This window comes from Hydrogenovibrio sp. SC-1 (assembly GCF_002848135.1).
GTDB lineage: Bacteria > Pseudomonadota > Gammaproteobacteria > Thiomicrospirales > Thiomicrospiraceae > Hydrogenovibrio.
In genome coordinates this window covers 121,857-142,346 of record NZ_PKGB01000001.1, presented here as the reverse complement: position 1 = coordinate 142,346, position 20,490 = coordinate 121,857, and the positions used below count along the sequence as shown (strand labels likewise).

The window sequence follows — 20,490 nt, the reverse complement described above, 5'->3', positions numbered from 1 at the left end:
ATGCCGAGAAAGACACTCCATTACGCGAATACTTCTGGCCCGCAAAACAGCGAACATTTCATTATTTTTTCTCTAATGCCAATGAACTTAAATACGCTTTAAAATCCTTACCCAATACCGGATCTCTCAATGCATATTCGACATTGGCTCTTAAATACCCTTGCTTATCACCACAATCATAGGTTTTGCCATTTTTGAATTCAAAGCCAAACATCACCTCTTCTTCTAACAATTCATCCATTGCATCCGTTAATTGAATCTCTCCGCCAGCACCCGGCTTGGTCGTTTTTAAAATCCCCATTAATCTAGGCGTAAAGATATAACGACCTACCACCGACAAATTAGAGGGAGCTTCTTTCGGCTTTGGTTTTTCAACCAACTCCACAATTCTCAAATCGGGCCCTTTCACACCCGCGATCCCATACTTTTCAACTTCTGCTTCATCGACCGCTTCCAATGCCACCACACTGGTATGCATTTTTCGATATTGCTCAGCCATTTGTGATAAACAGCCTCTTTTGGGGTGATACATTAAAACATCCGGCAACAATACTGCGAAAGGTTCATTATCGGCAATAATGGGAGAAGCACAAAGAATGGCATGACCTAGCCCCAAAGCTTCTGGCTGGCGCACACTCACAATTCTCACCCCTTCAGGTGTAATTTCTTGTAATGGCACCAACCTTTCTGATTTACCTCGTATATTCAGCTCAGCTTCAAGTTCATAATGCTTATCAAAATGATTTTCGATTGCACCTTTACTAGAATGGGTTACCAAAATAATATCGGTAATACCCGCTTCAGCCGCTTCATGTACGATGTACTGAATGAGTGGTTTATCCACAACCGTCAGCATTTCTTTTGGAATGGCTTTAGTGGCCGGTAAAAATCGGGTTCCAAGCCCCGCAACGGGAATAACAGCTTTGGTTAATTTTTTATAGGACATTTAAAACTTCTCTTTGCTTGATTGAATTTCGTTGATTTAAATACAAATGTGCCAAAAAAGTGCGTCCACTGCTTCATTATAGGGAATCCGAACACTGAATCTGGAACACTTTTTCATCTGATCTGTCTTTCAGCAGTTGGCATGCCAAGCCCTGCTGTGAACAAAATGCAGGAATATCCCTTAAAGCCGCTTGATCTGAAACATGCATTTCAATTGACTGCGCTAATAAATCAACTTCTGACAAGGCTTTTTTCAACTTAACCAAAGGTAACGGACAGGGTAGATTTCTGACATCCAGAACAAACTTAGGCTGCATTCTCAACATTCCCTCAATGCATTTGCGATGGTTTTATCTTACAATATATTTCACTCAATTCTATAAAACTTATTGGACAAAATGTTGCGTCTTGTTTATTTTGCTATCCTTCTGCTTTCCCTTCAAGCTCATGCGTCGAATAACCTCCCTGACTTAGGCGCTTCCGACTTAAAAGATTATGACAGCCAGACTGAAACCTTACTTGGAAAATCCTTTTCTACCGCATTACACACGCAATACCCTTTGGTCTATGACGCCACACTCCTTAGTTATATTCGGCGCATTGGTGAAAAAATCACCGGTGAAACTGGTCAGAACCGTCACTACAGTTTTTTTATAATTGACGACCCTTCTATCAACGCCTTTGCTGGCCCTAATGGTGTGATTGGCATCCACACAGGTTTAATTGCATCAGCGCGTTCGGAAGACGAGCTGGCTTCAGTCATGGCGCATGAAATCGCCCATGTTACCCAACGGCACCTATCCAGAACCTATGAAAATCAAAGCGTGGCCAGCACAGCTGGCATCGCCTCCATTTTGGCCGCGATTTTAATTGGGTCACAAAACCCCAATGCCGGCATCGCCGCCTATATGGGATCTGTCGGCCTCACTATTGAAAAGCAATTGAAAAACTCACGCATTCATGAAAGTGAGGCTGACTATTTTGGCATAAAGTACCTCAATGAAGCAGGCTACAACCCTTTTGCAATGGGGGACTTTTTTAACCGTCTATCCAAAGAAGGACAGCTTTATAAAAACTCTCCGCCTGAAATCTTAATGACACACCCCGTCACTGAAAATCGATTAGCCAAAGCCAGAGATCGGGCGGAACAACTCGATAGCAAGCGTCCCTTGAGCTATGACGCGCTAAAGTTGATGCAAATGCGACTCAAATATGTCAGTCAAACCCATACAACAGATCCTTTTGAGCAAATTCAACTCAAACAATCTCATGCCTGTTATCAACGCAATCTCAAAACCCTTTATTTACCGAACCAAGATATAAACCACCTTGACGCCCAGTGTCTGGAAAAACTGATTGAAGAAAACCCTGATGAACGCTTGTATAGACAGCTTTTGATTGAAGTTAAGGTCACACAGCAAGATGTCAGTGCATTAGAGGACTTAGAAAGACTGATGGATTTTTATCCATCCGACTTCGCAATCCCCTTTCTATACGCCAAAAGCTTAGTCGCATTTGATCAAACCGATAAAGCCATTGAATTGCTCAAAGCTCGTACGCCAAGCTATCACTATCAGTACATGCTTTACAATACGTTGACGGAACTTTACGCAAAACAAAAGCAGCCCCAATTTAGCTATTATTACGATGCCTTAGCTCAATACAATATCGGCAATATCCCTCGCGCTTTCTTGTTGCTAACCCAACTGGAACCCATGATTACTGATCAAAAGTCCACTTTTTACTTAAAGGTGTCACAACTGCTCGAAGAAACTGAAAAAACACTCGCCCTCCTGAAAGAAGCCCAGTAACCTAATTGTATGGCAAAACCACATCGCTGTACTTTTTCGCTTTTTAACCAAAAAAGTGCGAAAATACGTTCTTTTTAAAAATTGATCAACGATAACTAACGGACTTCGCTATGCAAAAACCAACTTTATTCAGTGGCATCCAACCTTCTGGTGATTTAATGATTGGCAATTATATTGGCTCCATTAAAAACTGGGTCACAATGCAATCTGACTACCATTGTTTATTTTCCTTGGTGAATATGCATGCCATTACTGTTGAACAATCACCTGCGGATCTTGCTAAGCGAAGTCTAGATTTTGTGGCGCTCTATCTGGCCAGCGGCATTGATCCAGATCAAAGCACGGTGTTTATCCAATCTCATGTGCCCGCGCATAGTGAATTAGCATGGATACTCAACTGCTCTGCCTATATGGGTGAGCTCAGCCGCATGACACAATTTAAAGATAAATCGCAAAAGCATGCGCAGAACATTAATGTTGGGCTATTTGATTATCCAGTATTGATGGCGGCTGACATTCTGCTTTATCAAACAGAAAAAGTACCTGTTGGTGCAGACCAAAAACAGCACTTAGAATTAGCGCGTGACATTGCCCATCGCTTTAACAATCGGTTTGATCGTGAGATTTTCAAAATTCCCGAACCCTTTATTCCGCCGACTACCTCGGGTGGTCGTATTATGAGCTTGCAAGATCCGACGTCAAAGATGTCAAAATCGGATACCAATAAAAACAACTTTATAGGACTACTGGACGACCCGAAAACCATTATTAAGAAATTCAAAAAGGCACAGACCGATTCGGGTACAGAAATTAACTATGACCCTGAAAACAAACAGGGCGTTTCTAACCTGCTCACCATTTACTCTGTCATTAGCGGTCAGCCTATTGAGTCAGTTGTACAGCACTTTGAAGGCAAAATGTATGGTCACCTCAAAGTCGAATTGGGCGAACTGGTTGCCGACTACCTAGCCCCGATCCAACAACGTTATCACCAGCTGAGACAAAACGAGTCTGATCTGAAAGCCATCCTAAAACAAGGAGCTGACCGCGCTAAATCGCAAGCTCAACCCACTTTAGAAGCGGTACAAGAAGCCATCGGTTTTATTTTGCCCTAAACGATACCCCCCTAACGAAACTAGCTTTCCCCTTTTAAAACGCCCAGGCCTGGGCGTTTTTGCTATTTTCTGCGCTGCTTTATAAAAATGTTACACCAAAGTAACACTACATCCGTTACAATAGATCTTCAATATAAATAGCAAGGATAGCTATCATGGAAACCCGTTTATTTTCTGCACCGACTTTGATTGCACTCAAAGGACTACTCTTAGCAAGTTTGGCATTAGGCCTTACTGCTTGCGACGACTCAAAAACCCCCGCTGCAAAACCTGCACAAAAAGCCAATCCGGCTATGAGATTACCGCAAGTGGGCGTCCTCTCTGTGCAAATGACACAGGTACCCAATCAATTAGCCATTACGGGGCGCGCTCAGGCATCTGCCACGGCAGAAATCCGCCCCCAGGTTGAAGGCATTATTACCCAACGTCTTTTCAAAGAAGGCTCCTTCGTCAATAAAGGAGATACGCTTTACCAACTGGATGCTGCCAGTTATCAAGCCTTATACGAAAGTGCTAAGGCGGCCGTTGAAAAGTCCAAAGCCTTACTGACCAATGCTCAAATCAAAGTGACTCGTAATGAGCGATTAGTTAAAATTAATGCGGTCAGCGAACAAGTTTTGGATGATGCCAAGGCATTATTACGTGAAGCCAAAGCCAATTTAGCCGCCAATCAAGCCGCCCTCAAAACGGCAGCTATACAGCTTGAAAGAACCCAAATTAAGGCACCTATCAGTGGTCGCATTGGTCGCTCTACCGTTACAAAAGGAGCTTTAGTTACCACCAACCAGGCGCAATCACTCGCAACGATTCAGCAACTTGACCCCATTTATGTTGATTTTTCGGTCACGGCTAATCAGGCATTGCCTTTGCGAAAAGCTTTAGCAAATGAACAGGTGAATCTAGCGGATTATCCTGTACGCCTTAAACTACCACACCAACCTTACCCAAGCACTGGCAAAATCTTACTATCAGAATTCCAAGTGAATCCAGCTACCGATGCGGTGATTTTAAGAACGCAATTTCAAAACCCCGACACCTTAATTCTGCCGGGTATGTTTATGCAAGGTCAAGTTACCACAGGCATGTTGGAACAAGTCGCGCTGATTCCAACCCTTTCATTACAACGCAATGCGTTAGGTCAGCCATTTGTCATGGTTCTAACGCCAGACAATACCGTTGCTGTTAAGCCTGTCAAAGAGGCTGGCTTATATCAAGAAAACTGGATTATTACCGATGGCTTAGCACCTGGAGACCAAGTGATTGTTAAAGGCCTTCAATTCATTCGTCCTGGCATGAAGGCTGCCCTAATCCCTGTACAGGGAGGCGCTAGCTAATGTCTGAAACCAGCCACCGCCACCATCGTCATTCTTTCGCCACTTTCTTTATTAATCGCCCGGTGTTTGCATGGGTGATTGCACTATTAGTGATGATTGCCGGTACCTTATCGGTCGTTAACCTACCTATTTCACAATATCCAGCCATCGCGCCGCCAACCATTACCATTACCGCCACCTACCCCGGTGCCTCGGCGAAAACCATTGAGAATACCGTCACCCAAATCATTGAAAGCAAAATGAAAGGGTTAGACAACTTAATGTATATGTCCGCTACCAGCGAATCGACTGGACAAGCCAATATTACCCTCACCTTTAAAACGGGAACCGATGCTGACATTGCCCAAATGCAGATTCAAAACAAACTGCAAGCCGCCATGACATCCTTACCCGAACCGGTACAACGGCAAGGGATTCAGGTCGCTAAATCGGTTCGTAATTTTTTAATGGTCATTGGGTTTATCTCACCGGACAACACCTTCAGTGCGACCGACTTAGGAGACTATATTGGCACCCATATTGTTGACCCGATCAGTCGCTTGGATGGAGTTGGCGAAGTCATGCAATTCAGTGCTGAATACGCATTACGCGTCTGGCTAGACCCCTACAAACTGGCAAACCACCAATTGATTCCCAACGATATTGTCAATGCCATTCGCACCCATAATGCTGTGGTGACCGCTGGCCAATTGGGAGACGCCCCCGCGCCTGTTAATCAGCCAATTAACGTGGTGGTGAATTTACAAAGCCGTTTGAAAAATGTCAGCGAATTCGAACAGATCGTTATTAAAACTGCCGAAGATGGTACTTCTGTCACACTAAGTGATGTGGCTCGTGTCGAAATTGGTGCTGAAAGTTATGCTCGAACGGCGCGTTATAAAGGAGCACCTGCTGCAGGTTTCGCAGTGAAAACGGCAGCCAATGCCAATGCCCTGGAGACTGCTGAAAGAGTCATGGCCAAACTCGATGAACTGGCACCCTACTTCCCTGAAGGAATGTCTTACGTCAAAGCCTATGACACCACACCGTTTATTAAACTGTCAATTGAAGGGGTGGTACAAACCCTAATCGAAGCCATTATTTTGGTGGTGTTAATTATGTACCTATTCCTGGGCAATCTTCGCGCAACACTGATTCCGACCATTACCGTTCCTGTAGTGCTGTTGGGTACTTTTGGTGTGCTGTCCTACTTCGGCTACTCAATTAACACCCTCACCATGTTTGCCATGGTATTGGCCATCGGTCTGTTAGTCGATGATGCCATCGTCGTCGTAGAGAATGTGGAAAGGGTAATGCATGAGGAAAATTTACCCGCCAAAGAAGCCACCCATAAATCTATGAACCAAATTTCCGGCGCCCTAATCGGTATCGGCCTGGTGCTGAGTGCAGTGTTTTTGCCGATGGCCTTTTTTCCAGGCTCCGCAGGGGTTATTTACCAGCAATTCGCCGTTACCATTGTTTCGGCGATGGTGCTCTCGGTACTTGCCGCCTTTATTCTCACACCAGCGTTATGCGCCACCCTGTTAAAACCAGTGGATAAAGCCGCCGAATCTAAAGGGTTCTTTGGTTGGTTTAACCGACAATTTGACCGAGGTACCCATGCCTATGGTCAGGGCGTGAAAGGCATTATCCGTCATCGTTATCTCTTTTTTGGCATTTACTTACTGATTGTCGGGAGTGTTGGTTATCTTTATGCCAAAACACCCGCCGGCTTTTTACCAAATGAAGACCAAGGCATGCTATTAAGCCAAGTAATGATGCCTTCTGGCGCCACTCAAGAAGATACCCTGGAAGTGGTTAAGAAATTGGAACATCACTATTTAGAAACCGAGAAAGAGAATATTGAAGCCTTGTTTACCGTTATTGGATTCAACTTCTCTGGGACCGGTCAAAATACTGCCATTGCCTTTGTTCGCCTCAAAGATTGGTCTGAAAGAACTGATCCCAGCCGCAGTGTGAATGCGATTGCGGGTCGAGCCATGGGCGCTTTCAGTCAGATTAAAGAAGCGATGGTATTTGCCTTTGCCCCACCGCCTGTTATGGAATTGGGGAATGCAATGGGCTTTAATTTTTATGTCAAAGATACTGGTGGTTTTGGCCGTGAACAACTCTATAATGCCCGCAATCAAATGCTAGGCATGGCCAGCCAAAATCCAAATTTAGTCGGAGTGCGTCCTAACGGTCAAGAACCCGCCGCAGTGCTATCGGTACAAGTTAATAAACAAAAAGCGCAAGCCTTGGGATTGTCGATTGCCGACATTAACCAATCTCTCTCTATTGCTTGGGGACGTGCCTATGTGGATGACTTTATTAAGCAAGGGAAGGTCAAACGCATCTATGTTCAATCTGAACCGCAATACCGCTCAACCCCAGATAACTTTAACGACTGGTATGTACGCAATAAAACAGGCGATATGATTCCAGTATCGGCATTTGTGGACATGACTTGGATTAAAGAATCGCCCAAATTAGAACGTTATAACGGTCAAGCCGCCTTGCAAATATTAGGCATGTCGCCTCCGCATATCAGTTCAGGAGAAGCGATGGCGACCGTTGAAGCACTGAGTAAGCAGCTACCAAAAGGCGTTAGCATTGAATGGACAGGCTTATCTTATGAAGAAAAAGCAGCTGGCGAAAAAGCTACCTTACTGTATGTTTTGTCGATACTGGTGGTTTTCTTGTGTTTAGCCGCGCTCTATGAAAGTTGGACACTACCGATTTCTGTCATACTGATTGTGCCATTAGGCGTATTAGGCACGTTATTGGCCGCACACTTTTTTGCCAAGCCGAGCGATATTTACTTTCAAGTTGGCCTATTAACCATCGTTGGACTGGCAACCAAGAATGCCATTTTGATTGTCGAGTTTTCTAAAGACTTGGTTGAAGAAGGTATGAATGCCATCGAAGCGACCATTCAAGCCGCAAAAATGCGTCTCAGACCCATTTTAATGACTTCGTTGGCCTTTGGGTTTGGCGTACTGCCGTTAGCCCTCAGCTCCGGTGCGGGTTCTGGTGCGCACAATGCGATCGGTACCGCAGTATTAGGTGGTATGATCAGTGCAACCGCACTGGGTATTTTCTTAGTACCGCTGTTCTTTGTGTTGATGTACCAGTGGTTTCAGGCGAAAACTGTGACAAACTAAGGAATGGGCAACATTGAAATGAGCCCTTAAAATAACCAGGCCTGGTTATTTCAAGGGTAAGTATTGAGAGTAAAATTGAATTAAAAGTAAGAACAGCAATAATCTGCGACAGTTTTCACTTTGATATCAAACGATGCATTAGCAGGCACTTCAAAAGACTCCCCTGCCAATACCGTGCGCCACTCACTTTCACCCGGCAGTAATACTGCGACTTCGCCCGCCAACATTTCCATCAACTCTGCCGCTTCGGTGCCAAAGGTGTAATCTCCTGGCAATAAAATACCGAGCGTCTTTTTAGAGCCGTCAGCAAACAAAACCGTACGACTGGTGACTTTGCCGCCGTAATAGATATTGGCCGCTTTAACAACCGTGACATTTTCAAATTGAGACATTATTTTTCCTTTTTAACTGTCTAAAACTGTTCAAATTGAGTGCTATTTAGCGCCAATTAATTCGATTTGATAACCATCCGGGTCTTCAACAAATGCAATAATAGTGGTTCCGGCATTCATTGGTCCAGCAGGTCGAAGAATTTTACCACCTGCAGCCTGAATCGCATCCGCGGCTTGATACACATCCTCAACTTCGATGGCGATATGCCCATACCCCTCACCCAAGTCATATTGCGATTGTCCCCAATTGTAGGTCAATTCCAATACGGTATTGTCTGCTTCATTGCCATACCCCAGAAATGCGAGGGTAAATTCCCCTTCAGGATACTCCTTTCGTCTTAAGAGTGTCATGCCTAACACTTCTGTATAGAACTGTATCGACTTGTCTAAATCGCCCACTCTTAACATCGTATGTAATAAACGCATATAAACTCCTTTACATAAAAAAGGCTTTGCAGGTCAACCCTGTCAAAGCCTTTCTAATTGCCAACTTGTGAGTAAGGTATTATACCTCAGTCACCGCCGCTAATGCTTGCTCGATATCCGCCAAAATATCATCAATATGCTCAATCCCCACGGAGATTCGAACCAAGTCTTCAGAGACCCCTGCCGTTTCAAGTTCTTCAGCATTGAGCTGACGATGGGTCGTGGTCGCTGGGTGACACGCTAAAGATTTAGCATCGCCAATATTGACCAATCTCAAAATCATTTGCAAAGCATCAATAAACTGCGCGCCGGCCTCACGGCCGCCTTTAATGCCAAAACTCAAAATACCGGATGCCTGACCATGCGTCACGGTTTGACACAGCTCATGATAACGATCCGATGGCAATCCAGCATAATTGACCCAAGAGACTTTTGGATGGGCTTTTAGATATTCCGCCACTTTCAGGGCGTTTTCACAATGCCGCTCCATCCGTAAGCCCAAGGTTTCCAACCCTTGCATCAGCAAGAAGGCGCTGTGCGCAGATAAAGCCGACCCGGTATTACGCAAAGGCACCACGCGGCAACGCGCAATAAAAGCCGCCGCACCCACATCACGTGTATAAGACACACCATGATAAGATGGATCTGGCTCATTCAAAACCGCAAAACGCTCAGGCTGAGCAGCCCAATCAAATTTTCCAGAATCAATCACCACGCCGCCAATGGTTGTACCATGGCCACCAATATATTTGGTTAACGAATGCACCACAATATCGGCACCCAATTCAAAAGGACGACACAAATAAGGCGTGGCCACCGTATTGTCCACGATTACTGGAATGCCATGTTTATGAGCAATTTCCGCCAAACGCGGAATATCCACCACATTCCCTGCCGGATTACCTATCGATTCACAATAAATCGCACGAGTACGGTCATCAATCGCCGCTTCAAACCCTGCAAAATCATCGGCTTTTTTCATTCGCACTTCAATCCCTTGCTGAGGGAAAGTATGCGCGAATAAATTATAAGTCCCGCCATAGAGCTGACTGGTGCTAATAATATTATCACCGGCTTGGGTAATGGTCTGAATCGCATAGGTAATCGCCGCCATTCCTGAAGCCACGGCCAAAGCACCAATCCCGCCTTCCATGGCCGCCATCCGTTGTTCCAACACGTCGCAGGTTGGGTTCATAATACGGCTGTAAATATTACCAGGTACTTTTAAATCGAATAAGTCGGCACCATGCTGGGTATTATCAAATGTATAAGATGTGGTTTGATAAATCGGCGTCGTGGCCGCTTTGGTGGTGGCTTCAGATTCATAGCCATGATGTAATGCAAGCGATTCTAATTTCATATTCACCTCTGATTATGATGGATTTTGATTATTTAGGAATTAGGTTATCTGATTCTTTAAGAATGAATTTTAAGTCTAGAGTTGCCACCAAAATAAGTCAAACACAAAAAAATCATGTTGATATCTCATATTGTTATAGAACCGAGGTGTTTGAAGCTTTAGGCGTTTTGCCAACCCATTTCAGCGCAATCCAAATGGATAAAACAATCGCCAAAGCACTGATACCAAACCCCCAAATAGCACCACCAAAATACCAACTATAGCCCGCGACCAACATTCCAAACGCCCCGCCCAATCCATGACTGGCTGACGCATAAATCGCTTGTCCTTTATGCTGATTGCGGCCAGTAAAATAGGCATCGATTAAATAAATAGCGGCGGCATGGAATAGGCCATAACTGGCAGCATGTAGCAGTTGTGCGAACAACAATAACGGCAACGAATCCGGCACCAAAGGAATCATTACCCAGCGTAACAACGTCAGCCCCAAACTGATCCATAATAGTTTCACCACCGAAAAACGTTCAAATAAGGGACTCATCCAGAAAAACACCCCAATTTCCGCGACAACGCCTAACGTCCAGAGTATGGCAATCCATTGATGGCTATAACCATGATCAGTGAGGAAAATACTGTAGAAACTGTAATAGGTACCATGAGAAAATTGCACTAAGACGCTAACGACTAACAAACTGGCCACATGCGGCTGCTTTAGGATGGTTAAAAACCCTGTAGCATTCTCTTCATGTGCCGGCATACTTGCCTCACGAACAGCAAAGGTAATCAGCCAGATTATCACCGCTAAAATCAACAAGACCCAAGGAAATGTCGTCATCGCAAACTGATCTAACTGCCACCCAACGCCAATGACGGCAGCAATAAACCCTAGAGACCCCCATAGCCTAACGCGACCATAGCAGTGTTTTAATTCCGCCAACGTAACGAATGTATAAGATTCAAATAACGGTAAGGCCGCATGAAAGAAAAAACTCATGCCCAAGACTGTGAGCAATAGCCCCCAAAACTGATCAAAGAATAACCAGCCAAGCGAGAAGAGCACCGTTAGAAACGCACACCACCTCAGCCAACGTATCGGTTGGCCTGTATGATCGGAAAGCCAACCCAGCAGATTCGGCGCCACCACTTTAGTACCGACAAACACCGCCATCAATTGACCGATTTCAATCGCGCTCAACCCTAATGACTGATAATAGAGTCCAATATAAGGAATAAAGGCCCCAAACAGCATAAAGTACACAAAGTAAAAACTCGACAGTTTGGGGTAAACACGTTGATAGTGCTTTTCTGGCATAAAATGGCCTTTTAAAGCGGTTTAGGATATAACGTGAAACTAAGGTGTCGGATTCGCTAAATCCATAATCGGCGCAACCACATCGCCATTCTGGGCGCGATTGCGCATAAAGTGATCCAATAACACGATGGCCATTTGTGCTTCTGCAATGGGGGTAGCGCGAATACCGACACAAGGGTCATGACGCCCTTTGGTCACCATTTCAATCGCTTCTCCTCCAATATTAATACTGCGTCCAACCGTCATAATACTGGAAGTCGGTTTTAACGCAATATGCGCGATAATATCCTGTCCAGTAGAAATCCCACCCAGAATACCACCAGCATGATTCGACACAAAACCTTCTTCCGGCGTCATTTCATCTCGATGCTCAGTACCCAACTGCCCTGCTACGGCAAATCCATCGCCAATTTCAACGCCTTTCACTGCGTTGATACTCATTAACGCATGGGCCAAATCGGCATCTAAACGATCAAACACCGGCTCACCCAATCCCACTGGTACATTTTTAGCAATGACTGAAATCTTTGCGCCCACGGAGTTTTTTTGCTTCAGCAAGTTATCCATATAAACGCGAATTTCTTCACGCTTTTCCGGATTAGGACAAAAATATTCATTATCATTATCAAACGGCCAACACACATTTTCGACCTTAATGGGTCCCAATTGCGATAAATACCCTTTGATTTCCACGCCCAAACGCTCTTTTAAATATTTTTTAGCAATCGCCCCTGCTGCCACCCGCATCGCGGTTTCACGAGCGGATGCACGTCCGCCACCGCGATAATCACGGAAACCATATTTTTGCGTATAGGTATAGTCAGCATGTGCAGGGCGAAAGGTTTCCGCCACTTTTGAATAGTCTCTTGAGCGCTGATCCATATTATGAATAATCAATCCGATCGGCGTCCCTGTGGTCTTTCCTTCGAACACCCCAGACAAAATTTGCACCGCATCATCTTCTCGGCGTGCGGTAGCATGCTTAGATTTTCCTGGCTTACGGCGATCCAATTCGATTTGAATATCCGCTTCACATAACTCCATGCCTGGAGGACACCCGTCCACAATTGCACCCAGCGCGATGCCATGACTTTCCCCAAACGTGGTGACTCGAAAATTTTGTCCTAAGGTATTCCCTGACATAACGGCCTTCTCAAACTTGATTGCAAAGCAGATATTATACAAAACCCCCAAAGCGAGTGTAATGTATTAAACCAAGTCTTGCTTGACCTGCTAAAAAACAAACCGAAAACACCCAGGCCTGGGCAATTTTGAACACTACAAAACATCAAACGGACTCACCACCCCCTGCCCACCCTGCTTTAACACATGGGTATAAATCATCGTGGTTTGCAAATCGGCATGACCCAACAACGCCTGAATGGTACGAATATCCGTGCCCGTTTGCAAAAGATGCGTCGCAAACGAATGCCGAAACGTATGCGCACTCACCTTCTTTAAAATGCCACACTGTTTCACCGCACGCTTTATTGCCTTATTCACCAACGACTGATCCACATGATGGCGGCGCGTCACACCCGAACGCGGGTCTTCTGCCAAATTACGACTAGGAAACACATACTGCCAAGCCAACTCTCGACTTGCATTTGGATACTTCTTAGCCAACGCATACGGCAAATACACCGAACCAAAACCCTGCTCCAAATCTTGATCATGCAGCGTTTTCACCTTTTGCAATTGAACTTCCAATAAAGGTGCCAGATTATTGGCTAAAGGCGTCACCCGATCTTTTTTACCCTTACCATCACGCACTGTAATTTGCTTAAAGCCAAAATCAACATCCTGCACCCGCAAACGCACCGCCTCGGTAATGCGTAAACCGCTGGCATACAACAACTTAACAATCAACCCCGGAGTGCCATCCATCACCGATAAAACTTGGCCTACTTCTTCCTTCGTCAACACCACTGGAATACGCGGCTCCTTACGCGACCGACAGGCTTTAACATCTGTAAACGGTGCATTCAAAACACGGCTATAACAGTAAGTCAATGCATTTAACGCCTGGTTTTGAGTCGAAGGCGCCACATTTTGTACCACCGCTAAATCCGATAAAAACTGCCCCACCTTCTGCGACGAATCAACCAACATCGTCTCACGGCTTAAAATTCCATGAAACTTCACAAACCGCCGCACCCAATCGCAATACCCATTTTCGGTAGAATATGCGTAACCCTCACGGCGCAACTGATTACGCATTTTATCTAGCAACGATGATTTCATTAGTGTATTATTCATAAAAGCGCTTTTTCATAATGACAGCAAATCTAGATAACACCGTATAACCTGTCAAATCAACAGTTTTCATCAATATACTATCAAATAAATATGAAAACAAAGCCAATACCCAATAAGAAGGCAATAATGCCTTATACTAAATGTTAGGCATATAAATAAATCTGCCGTTCTATACTAGAAGTTCATCCAAATAAACCAGGGGGAAAAATTTATGATTGGGCTCGATTCGAATGAACTAAAGGTTTTACTAGGCAATGTGGCAATTCTGAGAGGGCAAGGGAAGTTTATTGAAGCCATCGATTTATTGGAGCCAAAACTTAATGATATAGATAATGATGGTAAAGTGGTTGCGCTTCTGCAACTTGTGTATGTGGCAAATGATGCCGGACTTAACGATAAAACACTTGAGTTTGCAAAGCTGCTTGCAAAGTTGGACCCAGAGATACCTTCTGTTAAAAAAGTATTGAAAGCAAATGGTTTAGCGTAAAAGCCTAACAAATTGCTCCATTTGACGTTTTGGTCTACGCTCGGTTTTTGGGTGGCTACGCCACTTTACCCAAAAACTCCACTCCAACCAAAACTCAAATGAGCAAGGCGTTAACTCTCAAGTGCCAAAGCAACGCAAGGATTGCCTTAGATGGAAACAAACTGTAAAGATCACTTCACAAGCCTCAATAACCAATTTGGACAAGTCATAGAAGATTCGTTTTCTTCAAATCTGGGCCCTACGCTTGTCGAGTTGTTCCAGTTCTCAGGTGATTTGAATACATGGACGGAGCTACTTAAAGATAGAACTGATTGCACCATTCTTGTTAGTGCTACCCAAGAGTTTGAACTTGGATTTCAGGCTGTTGTAAGTGGCCAATATAGGTATTCATTTATTGCGCAGCGCTATTTCCTTGAACAGATATGCCGATTTATCTATCTTTCAACCAATGAGCTCCATTTAAGGCACTGGAAGCTTGGTTTACGAGATATATCTTGGGGTTCACTAGTCGATAAAGAGAACGGGATATTTTCGAAAATATTCATCCGAGCATTTTATTCTGAAGTAGAATCTGAAGGCGATCATTTAATAACAATAGCATCAAAGCTTTATAGAGAATCCTCTGAGTTTATACATGGAAATTTCAATAAAATTGAGGAGTTGCCAAATTCTATTGAATTTAACACCTCTCTCCTGGAGCGTTGGATTGATTTCATGGAAACTAGTAGGTTTTTAGCTTTATTCTTGCTATTCATGCGGTTCTCAAAAGATGTAGAGAACCATGATCTCAGTAAGATAGAGGAAATGGCAAAAGAGGAATTAGGCGGAGTCGTAGAATTCAATCTCTTATTCGCTTCCTGAGGAACCCATAAAGATGACAGATTTTAAAATACGTACAGAAACAATTAAACCTACAAAAATATTAGATTATTTCGTAGAAACACCGGAAGATCGTTCCATAATCGAACGGCTCAAGAGTGATTCTCCTATTGTTTTGGTAGGTAGTCGCGGTGTTGGCAAGTCATTTTTGTTGAGGGTCGCGGAAGCTGAGCTTAAACGAGACCTAGAGCAGCTTAAGATTCTTCCAGTATATGTGTCATTCACGCAAGGTGCGGTTCTGCAACTAACAGATGAAACCCAGTTTTATCACTGGATGCTTGCGAAACTGTGTTCATCACTAATCAGAAGTTTAACAAAAGCAGGTTTCGTTTTACCTGTGTCTTTATTGTCGGGAAACAACGAAGAGCAAGAGGAGTATCTATCCCGATTAGTTGCAGAATTTGAAAATTCATGGAAACCACAGAAATCACAGACTATAGATTCTCAATTTCTGCCATCGATAGATGATTTCAAAGAGGCTGTGGAAGATATTTGCGAAGAAGCAGGAATAGAAACGGTAAATTTCTTCATTGACGAAGCTGCTCATATATTAAGGCCAGCTCAGCAGCGTCAGTTTTTTAGCCTATACCGGGATATTAATAGCCCATACATAAACTGCAATGCAGCAGTTTATCCTGGCGTAACATCATTTGGAGATTATTTTCAGCCAATACATGATGCAATTTTTATTAATCTAGAGAGAGATGTATCGAGTACCGGCTACGTCGAAAACATGAGGCACATGGTTGAGAAGCAAGCAGATAGTCGGTTGCTCGGAAAAATTGCACAAAACATAGGTAATTTTTCATTGCTAGCGTATGCGTCTAATGGGAACCCTAGGGTTCTGTTAAAGACTCTAGTAAGAGCGCCATCGGTATCCTCGCGCGAAGTAAATACTGCAATTAAAGAGTTTTACAAAAGCGATATATGGGAAGAGCATTCATTGCTTGCCGATAAATATTTGGGATTTGTGGATTTTATCAATTGGGGTAGGGACTTTGTTGAAGAACACGTTCTGCCAGAAATAAAGCAAAAAAATGATGCATATTTATCTGATGACAAGAAAACGTCATGTTTCTTCTGGATTCACAAAGATTCACCCGCAAAGATCAAAAAAGCTTTAGGGCTACTTTGCTATACCGGGATTATTTCATTGCATTCTGATGCGGTAAAAGCCACGAGAAGCGGTGTTGGAGCAAGATATAGTGTGAATATGGGGTGTTTGCTATCGTTAGAAAATACCCCAGCTTCAACTGGAAACAACATCGTTCGTAATCTTACCATTAAAAGAATGACGGAGTATGGAGCCAATCACCCAACATTCAGCAACCTTGAAACAGATTTAGATGATTTCGATGATCAAACCATTAGCTCAGCTTTAGATGACCAACTTAGAAAGCCTGTCGATTTTCTTGATTTACCTGAGTGGCTTATCGATGCGTTAAAAGGTCTATCTCTAAATTCGATCAGAGATGTTCTAGATGCCACTGAGGAGACTATCCAGAGAGCATATTACGTGGGCGAGGTACGCTCTAGGTATATTAAGAATGAAGCTACCTCTGCTGTTTTCGAATACCTGTCAGGATAAAGAGTTAACAAGTCAAAGCACTCGGACGCAGCAAAGCTGCGCCGGTTATTGAGGCGTTAAGAATTAAGGGATCAACGCCCTTTTAAAATAATACCCAGGCCTGGTGATTTTTAACGCTGATAATTGGGTAATGCTGACTTAGCGGTTTCTAGTTGGGATAAGGCTTGGGCTAATTGGCTGGGTGACACAGCGATATTCATTCGCATAAAGCCTGTGCCATTTTCGCCAAAGGTTTCACCATCATTCAACCCCAATCCTGCTTCATGGATTAACCAGTTTTTTAACGCCGATTGCTCTGAAAACAGCGCTGAAAAATCGAGCCAAATTAAAAAAGAGGCTTGCGGCTGCACCACCCCCACTTGCGGAAAATGCTGTTGAAAAAACTCAGTGACTGTTTGAATATTGTCTTGTAAAAACGATACCAGTTCATCTCGATAGGATTTGCCATCTTCCGAATAGGCAGCTTCCATCGCCACATTAGCAAATAGATTCGGTTCCAAAATCGACACCGATTGACAAGCTTGAATATAGCGACGACGCAATCTTGGATTAGCAATAATGGCATATCCCGTCTGCAAGCCCCCTAAATTAAACGTCTTACCAGGGGAGCTTAAAGTCACGGTATTTTGTGCGATTTCAGCGGATAACGAAGCCATGGGCACGTGCTGATGGGGGGCAAACGTCATATCGGCATGAATCTCATCCGACACCACCAATACTTGATGTTTTAGGCAAAGTTCTGCTAGCTTCAGCAATTCGGATTTTTGCCAAACCCGACCGGATGGGTTTTGCGGATGGCAAAACAGTAGCAACTTGACTTGTTGCTCAAGTATGATGCTTTCTAATGCCTCAAAATCAATTTGATAATGTCCATCCTGCCATTGCAAAGGGGCCGTTACTGTTTTGCGCTGATTATGCGGCGCGGCCTTTAAAAATGGCGGATAAACAGGCGTTTGTACCAATACCGCATCACCAGGTTCCGTAAACGCTTGCACCGCTAAATGAAAGCCATTAGCAACATTATGGGTAAAGACGATTTCAGAAGCTTTAACATCATAGTGATATTGTGCCTGCCAATTGATAATCGCTTGATACAAGCGATCTGACATTAAGGTATACCCTAAAACCGGATGCGTTAATCGATTTTGTAACGCTTGCACAATAAAATCTGGGGTGGCCAAATCTTGATCTGCCACCCACATCGGCAATACCTTATCTGTGCCAAATAACGTTGTGCGCAACTCATACTTTTCAGCATCGGTGCCCAGTCGATCTAAGGATTGATTAAAATCGGTCATTTAATGGCGCTTTTTCCAAACGGTCAATTCTGACAAGGTATGTTGGAATTTGCGCTGGGTTTCCCGAATTACAAATGGCATCTCAATCGGTTGACCTAGGCATTCAAACTCGGCATCCAATACTTGATGCAAGCCATCCAAGGTTGTGACATTTTCACCGGTTTCCGCATCCTTATAACCACCCAACCAATTGGTTTTTTCAGTGTAGTCTTCCAGCCAAGTATAGGGAGAAGCGATAAACAACAAGCCGCCCTCGGTCATTCGTTGATGAATCATCGATAAAAAGCGTTTGGGGTCATACAGTCGGTCGATTAGGTTAAGTGCAACCACCACATCATAATCGGTTAAATGCGGTTTTAAATTGGCCGCATCTTGCTGTAAAAACTGGCAACGATCCACTACACCTGCCAAGCCGAGTGCGGCTAAGTTTTGCGATTGATAATCAACTAAGTCGCCTTCCAAAGGTCGCGTGTAACGAATTTCACCCGTTTCCTTAAGTTGATTGGCGACTTGAATAAAGCGTGCAGAAAAATCAATTCCGGTGACTTGGGCAAACGCATGAGCCAGTTCAAAACTGGTACGTCCCACCGAGCAGCCGACTTCTAAACAATTAATATCTTCCCGCTGTTTGAAATCACTGTCTGCCCGCACCTTCTCAATCACTTTATCGGCACAGGCCTGGGCAAAATTATCGACACCAAAATAACTTTGGCCATAATGGAATTCACAATATTGCGCTACCGCCTGATCGGTTTCATAAGTGGAAATATAGGTCGGCACCTGTTGTGCAGATTCAATATAACGGAAGCCTGCGTGCTGAAAGAAATGTCGGCGAAATGCATAGCGAGAATGACCATTAATTTCATTACCCGTCGAAATCCAACTACTGCCTTTAATGATATTGTGCTGATTGTCAAACGTCGGCGTCGTAAAGTCATCATAGAGAGGATGCACTTTGAACCCAGTAAATGGATAGATGGGTGTATGGGTCCACTGCCAAACATTGCCAATCACATCAAAAAAGTCGCCCGTTTCAAATTGATTAACCGGCATCGATGATGCATAAAACTGCAAATTTTGATTGGCTAAGTGTGCTTTATCCAACGCCTGAGTGAAATCTCTTAACCGTAAATATTCATCCTCACTCGGCAACCGAATGGATCGCCCGGTTTCGTGTGCTTTCCATTGGCAAAAAGCTTCTGCCTCTAACGCATTGACCTCAACTGGCCAATTCCACGGCATGGCAATTTCTTCGGTCATGCAACGCAGCAACCAGTCACCTTCGGTTTGCTTTACCCAAAAGGTGGGATGTTTATCTGGGGTAAACTGCCGCCAGCGATTGCCTTCCTCTGACCAAAAAGCCGGGTTGTCATAGCCACCCGCTTCCACAAATTCTAAATATTCACTATTAGAGACCAAAAAGGCACTGGCTTTAAAAGCGTCAATATCAGCTTGATGATAGCCATACTCATTGTCCCACCCATAGCTGTCAGCAGGATCATGATGATCGATTAACACTTGCCCCGCGGGCACCTCAAATAAAATATTTTCCGGTGCTTCGCCCTGCTCTGGACAGACCGGAAACTGCGGGTGCGGTTGGACAAATTCTAGGGGCAACTGACGAATTAAGACCGATGACGTTTCTAAATGAATGCGTTCATGTTCAATCCCCATTAACACCGGCCACATTGGGCTTTCCCAATCAATGGGCAACCGAAAGTCGGTTTCATCAATCACCCGCAGCACCGCTTCATGTACCTGCTGGCGATATTGACGAACTTCGTCAACCGTTGGCCAGTCATAATGGGCTTCGTTTAAATCATCCCATGACATTTCATCTACGCCGATGGCACAAAGGGCTTCAACTTTGGGATTAATGCGCTCTGGTAAGAGTTTCGCCAGTACCAATTTATTCACAAAAAAAGTAGCCGTATGGCCAAAGTAGAAAATCAGCGGATGGCGCAAAGAACAAGCACGTTCATAATAAGCTTGATCACTTTTTAGCGTTTCAAACAAGGCTTCATAGTGTGAATAGGTCGTTTCAAAATAGGCTTTGATCTCTGCGCGTTTTGATTCAACGGTTCCCTCTATCAGGTTGACAGCGGTGGCAGGATTATTTTGTTGCAAATTCATCTGTTCTC

General features: G+C 44.1%; 17 protein-coding genes. 7 read left to right on the top strand and 10 right to left on the bottom strand.

Going from position 1 to position 20,490, the window contains the following annotated elements; all coding sequences use genetic code 11:
• Positions 1-61: 61 nt before the first annotated feature.
• Together galU and CYQ88_RS00610 are read right to left on the bottom strand one after the other, a co-directional pair.
• Positions 62-946, bottom strand: coding sequence for a UTP--glucose-1-phosphate uridylyltransferase GalU (galU, locus tag CYQ88_RS00615; protein ID WP_101839355.1), 885 nt, complete (start codon positions 944-946; stop codon positions 62-64).
• A gap of 76 nt (positions 947-1,022) precedes the next feature.
• Complete coding sequence (locus CYQ88_RS00610; RefSeq protein ID WP_158235984.1) at positions 1,023-1,262, bottom strand: sulfurtransferase TusA family protein; 240 nt, start codon at positions 1,260-1,262, stop codon at positions 1,023-1,025.
• Between the two features lie 81 nt (positions 1,263-1,343).
• Here CYQ88_RS00610 and CYQ88_RS00605 point away from each other — a divergent pair, with 81 nt between their 5' ends.
• From CYQ88_RS00605 to CYQ88_RS00590, 4 genes are all read left to right on the top strand, one after another.
• Positions 1,344-2,756 (top strand): M48 family metalloprotease, encoded by a 1,413-nt coding sequence (locus CYQ88_RS00605; RefSeq protein WP_101839353.1) that lies wholly within the window; start codon positions 1,344-1,346, stop codon positions 2,754-2,756.
• Between the two features lie 110 nt (positions 2,757-2,866).
• Complete coding sequence (gene trpS / locus CYQ88_RS00600; protein ID WP_101839352.1) at positions 2,867-3,871, top strand: tryptophan--tRNA ligase; 1,005 nt, start codon at positions 2,867-2,869, stop codon at positions 3,869-3,871.
• A gap of 155 nt (positions 3,872-4,026) precedes the next feature.
• Positions 4,027-5,205, top strand: a complete 1,179-nt coding sequence (locus CYQ88_RS00595; protein ID WP_101839351.1) for an efflux RND transporter periplasmic adaptor subunit — start codon at positions 4,027-4,029, stop codon at positions 5,203-5,205.
• Complete coding sequence (locus CYQ88_RS00590) at positions 5,205-8,348, top strand: efflux RND transporter permease subunit (RefSeq protein WP_101839349.1); 3,144 nt, start codon at positions 5,205-5,207, stop codon at positions 8,346-8,348. Before CYQ88_RS00595 ends, CYQ88_RS00590 begins: the two co-directional genes overlap by 1 nt.
• 80 nt (positions 8,349-8,428) lie before the next feature.
• On the opposite strand, the gene CYQ88_RS00585 is transcribed toward CYQ88_RS00590, so the two are convergent.
• The 6 genes from CYQ88_RS00585 to CYQ88_RS00560 form a co-directional block, all read right to left on the bottom strand.
• Positions 8,429-8,740, bottom strand: a complete 312-nt coding sequence (locus tag CYQ88_RS00585) for a pyrimidine/purine nucleoside phosphorylase (protein ID WP_101839347.1) — start codon at positions 8,738-8,740, stop codon at positions 8,429-8,431.
• 42 nt (positions 8,741-8,782) lie between these two features.
• Positions 8,783-9,166, bottom strand: a complete 384-nt coding sequence (gene gloA / locus CYQ88_RS00580; RefSeq protein WP_101839342.1) for a lactoylglutathione lyase — start codon at positions 9,164-9,166, stop codon at positions 8,783-8,785.
• Positions 9,167-9,245: 79 nt separating this feature from the next.
• The gene (locus CYQ88_RS00575; RefSeq protein ID WP_101839340.1) at positions 9,246-10,526 is read right to left on the bottom strand and encodes an O-acetylhomoserine aminocarboxypropyltransferase/cysteine synthase family protein; all 1,281 of its coding nucleotides are present in this window, start codon (positions 10,524-10,526) and stop codon (positions 9,246-9,248) included.
• Between the two features lie 133 nt (positions 10,527-10,659).
• A complete protein-coding gene (locus CYQ88_RS00570; RefSeq protein ID WP_101839338.1) occupies positions 10,660-11,838 on the bottom strand; it encodes an MFS transporter in 1,179 nt (392 codons plus the stop codon).
• A gap of 39 nt (positions 11,839-11,877) precedes the next feature.
• Entirely contained in the window at positions 11,878-12,981 is a 1,104-nt protein-coding gene (gene aroC, locus CYQ88_RS00565; RefSeq protein ID WP_101839336.1) for a chorismate synthase, read from the bottom strand.
• 135 nt (positions 12,982-13,116) lie between these two features.
• Positions 13,117-14,097, bottom strand: a complete 981-nt coding sequence (locus CYQ88_RS00560) for an integron integrase (RefSeq protein WP_199170131.1) — start codon at positions 14,095-14,097, stop codon at positions 13,117-13,119.
• A 211-nt stretch (positions 14,098-14,308) separates the two neighbouring features.
• Between CYQ88_RS00560 and CYQ88_RS00555 the strand changes: the two genes are divergently transcribed.
• The 3 genes from CYQ88_RS00555 to CYQ88_RS00545 all read left to right on the top strand — a co-directional run bounded on the left by CYQ88_RS00555 (position 14,309) and on the right by CYQ88_RS00545 (position 17,051).
• The gene (locus CYQ88_RS00555; protein ID WP_101839334.1) at positions 14,309-14,584 is read left to right on the top strand and encodes a hypothetical protein; all 276 of its coding nucleotides are present in this window, start codon (positions 14,309-14,311) and stop codon (positions 14,582-14,584) included.
• Between the two features lie 150 nt (positions 14,585-14,734).
• Positions 14,735-15,445, top strand: coding sequence for a hypothetical protein (locus CYQ88_RS00550; RefSeq protein ID WP_101839332.1), 711 nt, complete (start codon positions 14,735-14,737; stop codon positions 15,443-15,445).
• Positions 15,446-15,458: 13 nt separating this feature from the next.
• Positions 15,459-17,051, top strand: a complete 1,593-nt coding sequence (locus CYQ88_RS00545; RefSeq protein WP_101839330.1) for a hypothetical protein — start codon at positions 15,459-15,461, stop codon at positions 17,049-17,051.
• 110 nt (positions 17,052-17,161) lie between these two features.
• Here CYQ88_RS00545 and CYQ88_RS00540 read toward each other — a convergent pair whose 3' ends face one another.
• On the bottom strand, positions 17,162-18,349 hold the full coding sequence (locus tag CYQ88_RS00540) for a MalY/PatB family protein (RefSeq protein WP_101839328.1): 1,188 nt from the start codon (positions 18,347-18,349) through the stop codon (positions 17,162-17,164).
• Positions 18,350-20,482: a 5-histidylcysteine sulfoxide synthase gene (ovoA, locus tag CYQ88_RS00535; RefSeq protein ID WP_101839326.1), complete on the bottom strand. Its 2,133-nt coding sequence runs from the start codon at positions 20,480-20,482 to the stop codon at positions 18,350-18,352.
• Positions 20,483-20,490 lie beyond the last annotated feature (8 nt).